This is a genomic window from Flammeovirga aprica JL-4 (assembly GCF_012844305.1).
GTDB classification, from domain to species: Bacteria; Bacteroidota; Bacteroidia; order Cytophagales; family Flammeovirgaceae; genus Flammeovirga; species Flammeovirga aprica.
Genome location: NZ_JABANE010000016.1, coordinates 22927 through 36200, shown reverse-complemented (window position 1 = coordinate 36200; position 13274 = coordinate 22927). Strand labels below are relative to the sequence as shown.

The following is a 13274-nucleotide window of genomic DNA, read 5'->3' as shown; positions in this document are numbered from 1 at the left end:
TACAAAATACCTCTTACCTCAAAAAACACTCTATTCTACTGTTCTTACTAATCGAACGTAATTATAAATTCTGATAGCATCACCCTGAGGACCAAAACCCTCTTCATAATCTGCCGGATCACCTGTTTTAGGGTCACTTCTTTGAGAACCTGCTCCATGAATATCGATCCATCCGTTCATATTTCCTAAACTTCTACCGAAAGCAACATAAACTGCACTTCCTCCACCTTGATTCGCCATCGACTCATGCGTTGTACTCGACCAATACCAAGGGAAATCTTCCTCCTCTCTTTCGTTAATGATCTTTGTACATTCAAAAACAGGATCAATGGAAGCTGAATTATGTGTGGCTGGCGAACGGTCGTAATCAACAATACTTTGTAATTCTTTTGCATCCGGCAATCTCCAATCTGTATGACCAGCCAATTCATTGTTTTCAGCATATTTCAATGCATCTTGCCATAAAACTGCCTCCGCATTATCAGCCGTAGACCACATCAAACCTGTCGCTTTATCCGTTACCGTTCCATCTCCATTATCAGTGTAGTCGTTTTGACCATAAGTAGCATTTCCTCTTACCAATAAATAATTGAAAGCCTTATCACCACTTCCGTGTGGGTTTCTAGTACCGTAACCTTTTATACGTCCATCAGCGAAGTTGACACCAAATACTAACGTTTCTACTTCTTTACTCACATAGACATTGGTTGTCGCACATTGCATATCAATTAACCTTTCACCAGCACTTACATCTCCATAAGCAAACTCAAAGGTATTGTTATCAATAAAAGGAGTTAAATCTGTCCCTGAAGTACTTTCGGGAGCAATATCTTTTCCGCTGTATAAAATCAATGAATACATCTCTTTGATGGTCGGTACCCTCCAATCAGAATAGCCTGCATAAGTGAAACCGTTTTCTACCAAAGCAAGGATTTCACTATAAGTCAGTTTATCATTCACATCAATAGTTCCGTCTCCGTCATGATCAAAACTCTGTTGCCACATAAGGCCTGTCACATTATCTGTTACCGTTCCATCGTTATTATCTGTATAGGAAGGTTCATTACCTAAGTAGTTCGCATTTTGACCAAAAAAGTTATCTCCTTCCGCTTGTGTTGTGGTTGATTGTGAATTATTAAAAAAGGTAGTTTGATTCGTTCCCACAACCGGGTATCCTGATATATCAGGCAGATTATTTCCAGGAGCTTCAGGATTTTCCTCCGTGTCTTCAATGATTTCATCTTCCTGAGAGCAAGAAGTAAAACTAAAAGTCATAAAAGCCAAAAGTCCTGTTAGTATGCTTAGTTTAAAAATAGATTTTTTCATGATGATTGATCTTTAAGATTAATGTTATCCAAATGTAGTTTTGAGATTATTCTGAAAGAAGCACAATCTACCAATTGGAGGTTTTTATCGACGAATTAAAGTTTATATCATTCTTCATTAATCACTCTTTTTCTTAACTTTAAACCTCAATTTCAATACAGACAATGACAAATAAAGATATAATCAAAAAGTTCCGTTTAACTACCTCACTAATGGAACTGCACGGTGCTAATCCTTTTAAAACAAGAGCTTACAGTTCAGCGATTCAAAGCATGGAAAATGCGGGTACCCCTCTTATTGCCTTAGATCAAGAAGGTTTAGTGGGAGTGGGCTTATCTAAAACAATGGCTGAAAAATTATTAACGCTTTTTGAAACAGGAACTTTCAAGGAGCTGGAAGAATTGGAAGAAAAAACACCAGATGGAGTCATTGAGATGATGGGATTGAGTGGTGTTGGTCCTAAGAAAATTGCTACACTTTGGAAAGAATTGGATATCGATTCTTTAGAAAAACTGAAGGTAGCTTGTGAGGAGAATAAGGTACAGACTTTAAAAGGTTTTGCGGCTAAAACAGAAGCTAAAATTCTTCAGCAAGTTTTATTCTTGCAGGAAAACCGTAAGCGAATGCATTATGCAAAAGCAGAAGTAGTAGCGAATGATTTTATCGATTTTCTTCAAAAGAAAGAGCTTAAAGTAGCAACTGCTGGGGCATTGTCATTGCATCGAGAAGTAGTAGAGACTTTCCAATTTACTATTGCCACTGAAAGTACATCTTCTTTGGTCGAAATCATTAAAGAATACGAAGGTGCTTCGATTGATCTTGAAAAAAGCATTCCTTTAACTTTAAGAGGTACAATTGGTGAAAACGAAAGTCTGTTAGAAATTTTTGTTGTTTCTCCTGAAGAGTTTATCAAACTATCTTTCCAAAAAAGTGCTACTGTTCAGCACCTTCAATTACAAAAAGAAGGGAACATGTCATTGGCAGAGGTATTGAGAAAAGAAGAGGTAACTTCTGTGGAAGAGATTTATGAAAAGGCGGGACTTCCATTTTTCCCTGCACCTTTGAGAGAAGGTCTTTTTGATGAAGATTTTGTAAAAAATGGAATTCCAGAACTAGTACAGGACAGCGACCTAAAAGGATCTTTGCATAATCACTCTGATTACTCTGATGGGCAGAATACATTGAGAGAAATGGCTGTTTATTTGAAGGAACAAGGGTATGAGTACTTGGGAATTTCAGATCACTCTAAAACAGCTTTCTATGCCAACGGTCTTTCTGTGGAAAGAATTGAAAAACAGCATCAGGAAATTGATGAATTAAATAAGGAATTAGCTCCTTTTAAGATTTTCAAAGGTATTGAATCTGATATCCTCTCTGATGGCAGTCTGGATTATGATGACGATGTATTGGCGACTTTTGATTTTGTTGTTTCCTCTATACATTCACCTTTGACAATGACAAAGGAAAAGGCAACAGAACGTTTAATTAAAGCCATTCAACACCCTGCAACTACTATTCTTGGTCACCCAACAGGTAGACTTTTATTAAGAAGAGAAGGCTATCCTATCGATCATAAAGCTGTCATTGATGCTTGTGCGAAACACGGTGTTGTTATTGAAATAAATTCTAGTCCATGGCGTTTGGATCTCGATTGGAGATGGGTACATTATGCATTGGAAAAAGGTGTGAAATTATCCTTGAATCCAGATGCTCATGCCGTTGAAGGATATGCTGATATGCATTACGGTTTATTGGTCGGGCAGAAAGGAGGCTTAACCAAAGAGATGACTTTTAATGCATTGAATAGAGAAGAAATAGAAGAGTATTTCAAATCAAGAAAAAAATAATATCACTATTAGAGATATTCCAAACATACTCTCAATGCCGAAGTGAATACCAATTCATTTCGGCATTTTTGTTTGTAATGATTTCTGTCTATAAAAAGTACTTTATAAATAATTGATTTTACATTATATAGAAATTGAAAGTAGATAATAGTAGCGCATTTTAAAATTGAGTATCTTTTTATACTAATTTTTGAGGCCCTTTATTTACATGTTAAAAACAGAAGAAACCAGCAAGTACATTGCTAATTTACCTAAGAGTATAATTTGGGCTACTATAATAATAAGTATTGCTCCACTTATACTGCAGCTCACATTCTTCGACTTTGGAAATCCATCTATTAGCCATATAGAAGACTCCATATTGGATAATGTAAGTGTAAGAGCTCTTCTATTTGAAGAGTATATTGGGTATTTTGTGCATTTAATATTAGAATGGAGTGCAGTTACAATAGCAATAGCAACTGCGGCGTTAAGCTTTATTCAGTATAAAATGACAGGCAACACTACTGTCCCTATCATTGGCATAGCTTTGCTTTTTGCTGGATGTATGGATGCATTTCATACGCTAGCGTCAAGTAAAATTATTGAGTCTATTGCCAATAATAATAATTTTATCCCTTTTACTTGGGCATTATCAAGAACTTTTAATGCTTCAATTTTATTGTTTGGTATTACCCTTGTCATCAACTATAATGAAGTAATTCTAAAATATAGAAAGAACCATATTATGTGGGTAATATGGTTTATTGTCTTGATTATTACATACGGAATCGTTCATTATTGTGCTGTTGCTCCTTCCTTGCCAAGAACCACTTATCCTCATTTCTGGATAAGCAGACCTTTTGACATCATTGCTTTGGTATTATTCATCTTATTGTTTACTACGCTTATACCTGCTCTTAAAAAGAAAGACCCGAGCATATTTGTAGAAGCTTTATTATGGAGTATGATTCCTGCAATTGCCACTCAAATTCATATGGCATTTGGTTCTGACAGACTATTTGATGAGCATTTTAACATTGCACACTTCTTAAAGGTCATTTCTTATGTGATCCCTTTTATCGGGATCATAATGGATTATATGTATATGTATCAATTGGACCATATACGAATTGAAGAGATGGAGAAGGCTCAAAAAGTCTTGAAAGGAAAAAACAAAGAGCTTGAACAGTTTGCTTTTATCACGTCACATGACTTACAGGAGCCACTTAGAACCATTTCAAGTTTCTCTGATTTACTACAAGGGCAAGATCTATCACAATTAAGTAAAGATTCTCAGAAGTTTATTTACTATATTGGTCAAGCATCAAAGAGAATGTCAATGCTGATTCATGGATTGCTTGAATATTCAAGACTTGGAAAAAATAGAGAATTAAAAGCGGTCAACGTCAATGATATTCTCCATGATGTCCAAGATGATATGCAAGTTGTCATTAATGAAACAAATACTATCATTGAATACATTGATCTACCAGTTATCTACGGCTATCCGCTTGAGTTAAGACTATTATTCCAAAATCTAATTAGTAATGCTATTAAATTCAGAAAATCAACTGAAGCTCCTTTTATTAAAATATCATCCGCTCTTATAGATGGAGAATGGATGTTTGGTATCCAAGACAATGGAGTGGGAATTGATGAAAAATTCCTGCAAAAGATCTTTATTATTTTCCAGCGACTCTCTTCCAAAAGTGAAAATGGAGAGGATGGAACTGGTATTGGTTTAGCACATTGTCAAAAAATCATCAACCTGCACCATGGTCAAATATGGGTTGAATCCGAAGTGGGGGTGGGAAGTACTTTTTATTTTACTATTAATACAGAAAAAGAATGAACCGAGAAAAATTGAACCAAATTCTATTGATTGACGATGATGAACCCGTTAACTTTCTTCATGAGATGATCATTAAATCATCAAAACTTACTGATGCTAAAATTGAGATCAAAATGCTGGCGCAACAAGGACTTGAGTTCTTGAAAAGTCAAAGTGAAGACGGACCTTTATTGATTTTTCTTGATATCAATATGCCAAGAATGAATGGATGGGAATTCCTAGATGAGTTTGAAAGTTTGCCTTCTGAACTTGTAGACAATACCATTGTTGTAATGCTCACAACAAGTTTAAATCCAGATGATAAAAGTAGAGGAGAGAAGCACCCTACAGTTAAAAAGTTTATGACCAAACCACTTACTAAAGATGGTTTCCAAACTGTATTAGAAGAATTTTTTCCTTACTAAAAAGGCTTGAAAATTTTCATTTTCAAGCCTTTTCTCAAGAAAGTTTGGGACTATTCAGCAGATGCCTCTTCGTCTTTTTCTTCTTCTTTTGTATCTTCTAAAGCTTCAGGGTAGAACTCTGAAAGCTTGTTGTACCATGTCACTAATTTTTTGATGTCAGATGTATAGATACGATCCTGATCCCAGTTAGGAAGCACTGAAGTGATGAAATCTTCTAGGTCATCCTCGCTTTTTGTGTCTACATCAGTCAAGATACCAACACCAAATTTAGATTTGATAGATTGGAAAACTTCCTCTAATGCTACTGACTCTTCAGCCTCACCCGTCACATACATAGAAATCTCTTTCAAGATAGAGATTCTTTGACTTGCATTCACAATGGTTTTCTTAGGCTTTACCTCTAAAGATTCTACGATCACACCCGTACGAGATGGTTTTACAATCTTAAATAAGCCAGGTTTACCAGCAACTGAAGCAATATCTTTTAAATTCATATTTAATTATTTTATATCATTATATCCATGTACTCTACACTTTGTGCAGCAATAGAGTTCATGACTTACCGATTTTTCTTATCAAAAATGCTACGCAATTTAATAAATCATCTTATGATTTCTCAATAATTACCTGTCATTAATTATTAAGAAATAGCTAGTATCGTGTACTTGAGCAGTAATTGATGAATTGAAAGGAAGAATTATCAACAAAACCACCAAAAATCATATCCCCTTAAAATGTGAAAAAACCCATGGAGAGAACTCCACAGGTTTTTATATATACATTTTGGCTTTTTAGTCTTGTTGAGACCAGAATTACTGTAGCGTAATCTCTAGTGCTAAACCGCGAAGTTCGTGCACCAATACGTTGAATGATTCTGGAACGTTTGGATTCGGCATGTTGTCGCCTTTAACAATTGCCTCGTATGCTTTCGCACGTCCTTGAACGTCATCAGACTTCACAGTTAAGATTTCACGAAGTACATTAGCTGCACCAAATGCCTCTAATGCCCAAACTTCCATCTCACCGAAACGCTGACCACCAAACTGTGCCTTACCACCTAATGGCTGTTGAGTAATCAACGAGTAAGGTCCAATAGAACGGGCGTGCATCTTATCATCAACTAAGTGACCTAGTTTCAGCATGTACATCACACCAACAGAAACTCTTTGGTGGAATGGATCACCTGTTAAACCATCATATAATTGAGCACGACCAAAGTCAGGTAAACCTGCTTCTTTCAATTCTGCTACTACTTCTTCTTCAGAAGCACCATCAAAGATTGGAGTTGCATATTTTCTACCCATTTTCAAACCAGCCCAACCTAGAACAGTTTCATAGATCTGACCGATGTTCATACGTGAAGGTACACCTAGAGGGTTCAAGCAGATGTCCATTGGAGTACCGTCCTCTAAGAATGGCATATCCTCTTCAGGAACGATCTTCGCAACAACACCCTTGTTACCGTGACGACCGGCCATCTTATCACCTACTTTCAATTTACGACGCTTAGCGATGTAAACTTTAGCAAGCTTCACGATACCTGTTGGTAATTCGTCACCTACTTCTAGAGTAAATCTATCACGCTTGAAGTAACCAGTTACTTCGTTACGAGCATTCACGTAGTTCTTCACAGTCGAACGTACTAATTCGTTGATACGAGTATCAGACGTCCAGTTGTCTAAGATAAGGTCACCTATTAGGTTCACTTCCTCAGGAACTGCATAACTTGAATCATCACGGAATGGGTTCTCTCCAGAGAAGATGTTTTCAGCGATGTTTGCATCAGAGAAAGTAACTCCTTTGCTCATCACTTCTTGACCGAATTTATGGAATACGCCTTCACAAGTCATACCGTCCAATAACTCAATCAATTTAGACATCATCTTATTCTCTAAGCCTTTCAAGTCGCGTGAGTATTGCTTTTTCAATAACTCAACTTCTTTCTTAGCTTTAGCACGCATCTCTTTGTCTTTCTTAGGACGAGCAAATAGACGAGTGTCGATTACTGTACCAATTAAAGAAGGAGAAGCTTTTAATGAAGCGTCTTTTACATCACCTGCTTTATCACCGAAGATAGCACGTAATAATTTTTCTTCTGGAGTTGGGTCTGATTCTCCTTTAGGAGTAATCTTACCAATTAAGATATCACCAGGACGAACACGTGAACCTACACGGATAATACCGTTTTCGTCAAGGTTTTTCACTGCGTCTTCACCAACGTTAGGGATTTCAGAAGTTAATTCTTCCTCACCACGCTTAGTGTCACGCACTTCTAATTCATGTTCAACAATGTGAAGTGATGTATAAACGTCATTACGTACTACACGCTCTGAGATTACAATCGCATCCTCAAAGTTATATCCCTGCCAAGGCATGAAGGCTACTAGTAAGTTTTTACCAATTGCCAATTCGCCATTTTCAGTAGAATAACCTTCAGAAAGAACGTCACCTTGTTTTACTCTGTCCCCTTTCTTCACGATAGGGCGCATGTTCATACAAGTATCCTGGTTCGTTCTACGGAACTTCACCAAGTTGTGTGATTTTACATCGTCTTCGAAAGTAGCTAACTTTTCGTCCTCTGTAAGATCATATCTCATATGAATACCATTCGCATCAACTGTATCTACCACACCGTCTTTTTCTGCAAGAACTACAGTACGAGAGTCAATTGCTACGTTTCTTTCCAAACCAGTACCTACGATTGGAGCTTCAGGCTTCAATAATGGCACGGCTTGACGCTGCATGTTGGATCCCATCAATGCACGGTTGGCATCATCATGCTCTAAGAAAGGAATCAATGATGCGGCAATCGATACAATTTGGTTTGGAGCAACGTCCATATATTGGATGTCTTCTGGCGCTTTAAGCGGGAAGTCACCCTCATAACGTACTTTTACAAACTCTTCAGTGAAGCGGTTGTTCTCATCTAAGTCAGTCTTAGCTTGAGCGATGAATTTCTCATCTTCCTCTTCAGCAGAGATATAAGTAACGTTATTGTCTTCAATGTCAACAACACCGTCTGTTACTTTACGGTAAGGAGTCTCAATGAATCCCATGCTGTTTACTTTAGCATATACCGTAAGAGATGAAATCAGACCAATGTTTGGACCTTCTGGTGTCTCAATAGTACAAAGACGACCGTAGTGAGTGTAGTGAACGTCACGAACCTCGAAACCTGCACGCTCTCTTGATAAACCACCTGGTCCTAATGCTGAGATACGACGCTTGTGCGTTACCTCTGCAAGAGGGTTAGTCTGGTCCATGAATTGAGATAGCTGGTTGGTACCGAAGAACGAGTTAATCACTGATGATAACGTACGAGCATTTACCAAGTCAACTGGCTTAAAGTCTTCGTTATCACGAACGTTCATACGCTCTTTAATAGTACGTGCCATACGAGCTAAACCTACTCCGAATTGAGAGTAAAGTTGCTCACCCACCGTACGGATACGACGGTTTGACAAGTGGTCAATATCATCAACTACTGTTTTAGAGTTGATCAAGTGGATCAAGTGCTTGATGATTTTGACAATATCTTCTTTAGTCAGTACGCGCACTTCCATGCCTGTCTCCGACTGTAACTTACGGTTAAGTTTGTAACGACCTACTTCACCTAAATCGTAACGTTTGTCTGAGAAGAACAAGTTGTTGATAATATCACGTGCAGTCTGATCATCAGGAGCCTCAGTGTTACGAAGTTGACGGTAGATTTGGTGTACCGCTTCCTTCTCTGAGTTTGAATTATCTTTTGCTAATGTATCGAAGATGATACGGAAATCGTTGATGTTGATATCTTTTCTATGAACGATCACAGAGTTAACACCTGCGTCTTCGATCAATTCAAGATCCTCCTCAGAGATGATATGATCACGCTCTAAGATTACATCGTTACGGTCGATAGAAACTACCTCACCTGTATCCTCATCTACGAAGTCTTCTGTCCATGTTTTAAGAACACGAGCAGCCAATGTTCTATTCTCTAACTGAGCAAGGTTTGCTTTCGTTACCTCGATTTCCTCAGAAAGTTCGAATAGGTCTAAGATGTCTTTGTCTGATCCATAACCGATCGAACGAAGAAGCATCGTCACTGGGAATTTCTTTTTACGGTCGATATAAGCATACATCACGTTGTTAACGTCTGTTGCAAATTCGATCCATGATCCTTTGAAAGGAATTACTCTTGCAGAGTAAAGTTTAGTACCGTTAGTGTGTTTTGATTGAGCAAAGAACACACCTGGAGATCTGTGTAACTGAGAAACGATTACACGTTCTGCACCATTAACTACAAACGATCCACGAGGAGTCATGTAAGGAATATTTCCTAAGAACACATCTTGTTCGATGGTTTCAAAATCCTCGTTATCTTCGTCGCTACAAGAAAGCTTTAACTTCGCTTTTAACGGTACACTAAAAGTCAAACCTCTTTCTACACACTCATCAACAGTGTATTTTGGAGGATCAATTGTATAATCAATAAATTCCAAATTAAAGTTCTCACGAGAATCTGTAATTGGGAAATTCTCCATGAATACTTTGTAAAGACCTTCATCTTCACGTAATTCCGGTGGAGTGTCGATTTGGAAGAAATTGTGGAAAGACTTAAACTGTACATCTAAGAAGTCTGGGTAACCCAGTACTCTTTTTGCTGATGCAAAATTCTTTCTACCGTTCTTGAATGTTGCCAAGGTGGTATTCTTTTTTAAGTTTCAAAAACTATCTGCTTATATGGTAACTCGTACCATCCTAAACAGAGGCGCCAAAATGTAAATTATTGCAAGTAAATAGACTATTTTGCCCGATGCAAATAATATATTTTACATGCAACTTGCAAATATAGACAAAAGTTACTAAAGTCATACTCTTATTGGCATAAGTTTTATCAACAATACTAAATAACTTAAGAAATGTCATTGTATTGTTAGCATATTTATAAAACTCTCTGAATAGTAGTTCGCTAATCCCTGATGTTTGAAGATCACTTCTCCTTTTTCATTAATGACATAGGTAGATGGAATACTGTTACTCTGGAAAACGGATGGAGTAGAGGTCTTCCTTCTATAATTAGGGAAACTGAAACCTTTCCGCTTTAAAAATTTATCAGCCTTCTCTTTATCTTCATCCACATTCAGCATAACAAAGACCACATTATCGTCATCCTGAAAATGTTGATATAGTTTTTCTATGCTTGGCATCTCGGCAATACAAGGTGGACACCATGAAGCCCAAACATTAAGAAATACTTTTTTTCCCTTGAAAGACGAGAAATCTACGATCTCGCTTGTTTCAAATGTTTCTAACTTCCAATTGTAATCTGTTTTCCCTACATATTCTTCAGTAGAAGATGCATTCATCAACCCCGTCATTAATAAACCCCTTTGCAATAAAGCGGAAACTTCAGGTAATACTCCTGTAATATAAAGTCCTCCTAAAAGAATGACGAAGAATCCCCATGATTTTAGTTCTTTAATGATGGTTTGTTTTGAAATATTCATATTAAATAGGCTGTTCTTATTTTATACTGCATAAAAAAATCTCTATTCTTAATACCAGAAAAGATTCACAACTTAGTCGATCTTTTTCCTTTTACTTACAATACTTTGAGTAATAGGACAAAAGAAAAGGGGTTATTAAAGAAAGAATTAAGAATGAAAAAGCCTCAGTATCTTTTTCAAAAATACTGAGGCTTTACTATCTATAATTTTTTACTAAGGCAAAAGTTACTTTTTACTTTGAACCACTGGTAATTCACTTAAGATTTGTGTTTTCAAGAAGCTATTCACCAATTCATTTAATTGATAAAAACGAGCGACTGTTTTTGGAGACAACTCCTTCTGCATAATTTTCATATGCTTCTTTTTCAACTTCAAGTTTTTCTGCTGGATTACCATAAGATCATTGACCATAGTTAATGCTTCTTCATCAGAGATACCATCTGTTTCACTAATCAACTCTTCAAATAATTTTGTCTTTTCTCTTGATAACTCCGAGTTGTCTAATTCAAACTTGTCATATAACTCCCAAAACTTTGTCGCTTCTTCTAAAGATAAATCCATGTTTTCCATGAAGAAGATTCTTTTTTCAGTTTTGATAACCGACTTTATTGTTTCTGCATCTATCGTTTGAGCGTTGATCATCATTGATGTTCCCAAAAGAAGAGATGCGATGAATAGCATTTTTTTCATTGTTGTAGATTGTGCTTAATTTTTATTTTATAATTTAATACTCAATGTAACAAATAAGGTTACAGTGTTTCCTTATTTAGTTTGATTATTAACTCATTTTCAGATTTTTAAAGAGAAAAATAATTGCTCATTAAAAATACCTAGCTGTAATAAAATTTATATTTCATTTCAGCTAGGTGTAGTATTTTGTTTCGGTATTCTTTTCTTAGAATACAAATCCAACATTAAAGCCTAAATAAGAATGATCTGTTGCATTTCCAGCCTTGAATGCGTGATTATAACGTACCGTAAAGAGCATATTGAAAGAAGGGCTTACATCTGCAATCACACCCACTTCTGGAGCTACACCAAAGTGCCAGTTCTTCTCAATAAATGCCCACTGACCAAATGAAGTTCTTTGGTTTATATAATATGTGCCTAAGCCTACTCCAACGAAAGGATTTACAATTCCATCTTTATTAAAGTAATAATCAGCATGCAATAATATAGGTACAGTATTCATATATCTGTACTGCTTACCATCTGCCACCACACCTTCACTAGGGTTGTTGTAGCGTTCTTCAACTTTTTGATACAGTACATTCCAGTTTACTGAAAAACCAAATGAAACAGGAGTTGTCAGCAAATGTTTTCTCCACTCAAGGCCTATACCTCTTCCACTGAAAGAGCTGATATAATCACTTGTGCTTCCTAAAGGAAGAGACATTTGATAAGAGATGATGAAATCTGACTGCTGTGCAGAAGCAAAAAAGCCAGTGAAAACCAACAAAAGGGTTGCAATATATTTTTTCATGATTTAAGTTCTTTTGAATAGATCAGGTGATTGTTTCTTAGTTATCTGTACCTGCTTTTGCAGTATTGAATTGATCAAATAAAACAGTGATACCATCTTTTACCAACGGTACGCTGTTAGCACGTGATAAAACACCGTTCAATGCACCCTGCCAGCCTAGTACTAATACAAAACGATCATCTGCTAAAGGAGGATTGTTGGCATCAATTGTTTTTTGAACGTCAATGAAATCAACTAAAATTGTTCCATTGCTGTAAGAGTAATAAGTATATCCTCCGCCATACCACGGATAACCTGGGTAGCCTGGATAACCCGGGAAACCTGGATAGCCGGGCCAGTAAGGCGGTTGCCATGCAACACCTGATTGCTGCACTGCAATCTGAGATAATTGTACTACAATATCAGCATCGCTTTCTGCTGTTGGGTTTGTAATTGGTGACAATCCCAAAATATTTTGTAATTGCTGATTGGTATAAGTAATTATTTCTTCTCTTTCTTCTACAGTCAGACCCTGTGCATTACCCGCTGTAGTCACAGACATTGTATCTACTAAGAAGTAAGTTCTATATGATCTCAAATCCTGAGCAGAATCATATTGTGAAATGGCAATATCCAGGTCGCTTGTGTACTCAGCACCTCCGGGATAACAGCCTTGAAGGAATGCAATAACACCAATTAAGGCGAGTGCTTTAAGAAAAAAAGTTTTCATGATTAAAAAATGAGGTTATCAAATATGTTAACAGGAGCAAATATAGTAGACTTTTATCTTAATAACACTAAAAACTATTATTAAAAAACGCGAGTGTACTTTGTTAATACAACAGTAAAACTTTTAAAGCTAAAAATTAGTAATAGTAAAAAGGGATTCAGTATTTTTATGACATTCTA

Annotated in this window: 10 protein-coding genes; 3 read left to right on the top strand and 7 right to left on the bottom strand. The window is 36.6% G+C overall.

What is annotated here, in order from left to right:
* Positions 1 to 30 precede the first annotated feature (30 nt).
* A complete protein-coding gene (locus tag HHU12_RS07890) occupies positions 31 to 1326 on the bottom strand; it encodes an Lcl C-terminal domain-containing protein (protein WP_205959819.1) in 1296 nt (431 codons plus the stop codon).
* A 164-nt stretch (positions 1327 to 1490) separates the two neighbouring features.
* On the opposite strand from HHU12_RS07890, the gene HHU12_RS07885 reads away from it, so the two are divergent.
* The 3 genes from HHU12_RS07885 to HHU12_RS07875 all read left to right on the top strand — a co-directional run bounded on the left by HHU12_RS07885 (position 1491) and on the right by HHU12_RS07875 (position 5411).
* A complete protein-coding gene (locus tag HHU12_RS07885) occupies positions 1491 to 3173 on the top strand; it encodes a DNA polymerase/3'-5' exonuclease PolX (RefSeq protein WP_169656204.1) in 1683 nt (560 codons plus the stop codon).
* Positions 3174 to 3381: 208 nt separating this feature from the next.
* Positions 3382 to 5007 carry an ATP-binding protein gene (locus HHU12_RS07880; protein ID WP_169656203.1) on the top strand — a complete coding sequence of 542 codons (1626 nt, stop codon included), beginning with the start codon at positions 3382 to 3384 and terminating at the stop codon, positions 5005 to 5007.
* On the top strand, positions 5004 to 5411 hold the full coding sequence (locus HHU12_RS07875; protein WP_169656202.1) for a response regulator: 408 nt from the start codon (positions 5004 to 5006) through the stop codon (positions 5409 to 5411). The genes HHU12_RS07880 and HHU12_RS07875 overlap by 4 nt, the downstream gene beginning before the upstream one ends.
* Positions 5412 to 5461: 50 nt before the next feature.
* Here the strand turns inward: HHU12_RS07875 and HHU12_RS07870 are convergent, their stop codons facing one another.
* The 6 genes from HHU12_RS07870 to HHU12_RS07845 all read right to left on the bottom strand — a co-directional run bounded on the left by HHU12_RS07870 (position 5462) and on the right by HHU12_RS07845 (position 13095).
* Positions 5462 to 5905 carry a DUF5606 family protein gene (locus HHU12_RS07870; RefSeq protein WP_169656201.1) on the bottom strand — a complete coding sequence of 148 codons (444 nt, stop codon included), beginning with the start codon at positions 5903 to 5905 and terminating at the stop codon, positions 5462 to 5464.
* Positions 5906 to 6223: 318 nt separating this feature from the next.
* A complete protein-coding gene (gene rpoB / locus HHU12_RS07865) occupies positions 6224 to 10096 on the bottom strand; it encodes a DNA-directed RNA polymerase subunit beta (protein ID WP_169656200.1) in 3873 nt (1290 codons plus the stop codon).
* A 222-nt stretch (positions 10097 to 10318) separates the two neighbouring features.
* On the bottom strand, positions 10319 to 10903 hold the full coding sequence (locus HHU12_RS07860; protein WP_169656199.1) for a TlpA family protein disulfide reductase: 585 nt from the start codon (positions 10901 to 10903) through the stop codon (positions 10319 to 10321).
* A 225-nt stretch (positions 10904 to 11128) separates the two neighbouring features.
* The gene (locus tag HHU12_RS07855) at positions 11129 to 11593 is read right to left on the bottom strand and encodes a hypothetical protein (protein ID WP_169656198.1); all 465 of its coding nucleotides are present in this window, start codon (positions 11591 to 11593) and stop codon (positions 11129 to 11131) included.
* 205 nt (positions 11594 to 11798) lie between these two features.
* The gene (locus tag HHU12_RS07850; RefSeq protein WP_169656197.1) at positions 11799 to 12386 is read right to left on the bottom strand and encodes an outer membrane beta-barrel protein; all 588 of its coding nucleotides are present in this window, start codon (positions 12384 to 12386) and stop codon (positions 11799 to 11801) included.
* A gap of 37 nt (positions 12387 to 12423) precedes the next feature.
* On the bottom strand, positions 12424 to 13095 hold the full coding sequence (locus HHU12_RS07845) for a DUF4136 domain-containing protein (protein ID WP_169656196.1): 672 nt from the start codon (positions 13093 to 13095) through the stop codon (positions 12424 to 12426).
* Positions 13096 to 13274 lie beyond the last annotated feature (179 nt).

Bases quoted from the DNA above. Each gene is read 5' to 3' on its own strand.
- HHU12_RS07890 (WP_205959819.1), bottom strand. From the start codon at position 1,326: ATGAAAAAATCTATTTTTAAACTAAGCATACTAACAGGACTTTTGGCT.
- HHU12_RS07885 (WP_169656204.1), top strand. From the start codon at position 1,491: ATGACAAATAAAGATATAATCAAAAAGTTCCGTTTAACTACCTCACTA.
- HHU12_RS07880 (WP_169656203.1), top strand. From the start codon at position 3,382: ATGTTAAAAACAGAAGAAACCAGCAAGTACATTGCTAATTTACCTAAG.
- HHU12_RS07875 (WP_169656202.1), top strand. From the start codon at position 5,004: ATGAACCGAGAAAAATTGAACCAAATTCTATTGATTGACGATGATGAA.
- HHU12_RS07870 (WP_169656201.1), bottom strand. From the start codon at position 5,905: ATGAATTTAAAAGATATTGCTTCAGTTGCTGGTAAACCTGGCTTATTT.
- HHU12_RS07860 (WP_169656199.1), bottom strand. From the start codon at position 10,903: ATGAATATTTCAAAACAAACCATCATTAAAGAACTAAAATCATGGGGA.
- HHU12_RS07855 (WP_169656198.1), bottom strand. From the start codon at position 11,593: ATGAAAAAAATGCTATTCATCGCATCTCTTCTTTTGGGAACATCAATG.
- HHU12_RS07850 (WP_169656197.1), bottom strand. From the start codon at position 12,386: ATGAAAAAATATATTGCAACCCTTTTGTTGGTTTTCACTGGCTTTTTT.
- HHU12_RS07845 (WP_169656196.1), bottom strand. From the start codon at position 13,095: ATGAAAACTTTTTTTCTTAAAGCACTCGCCTTAATTGGTGTTATTGCA.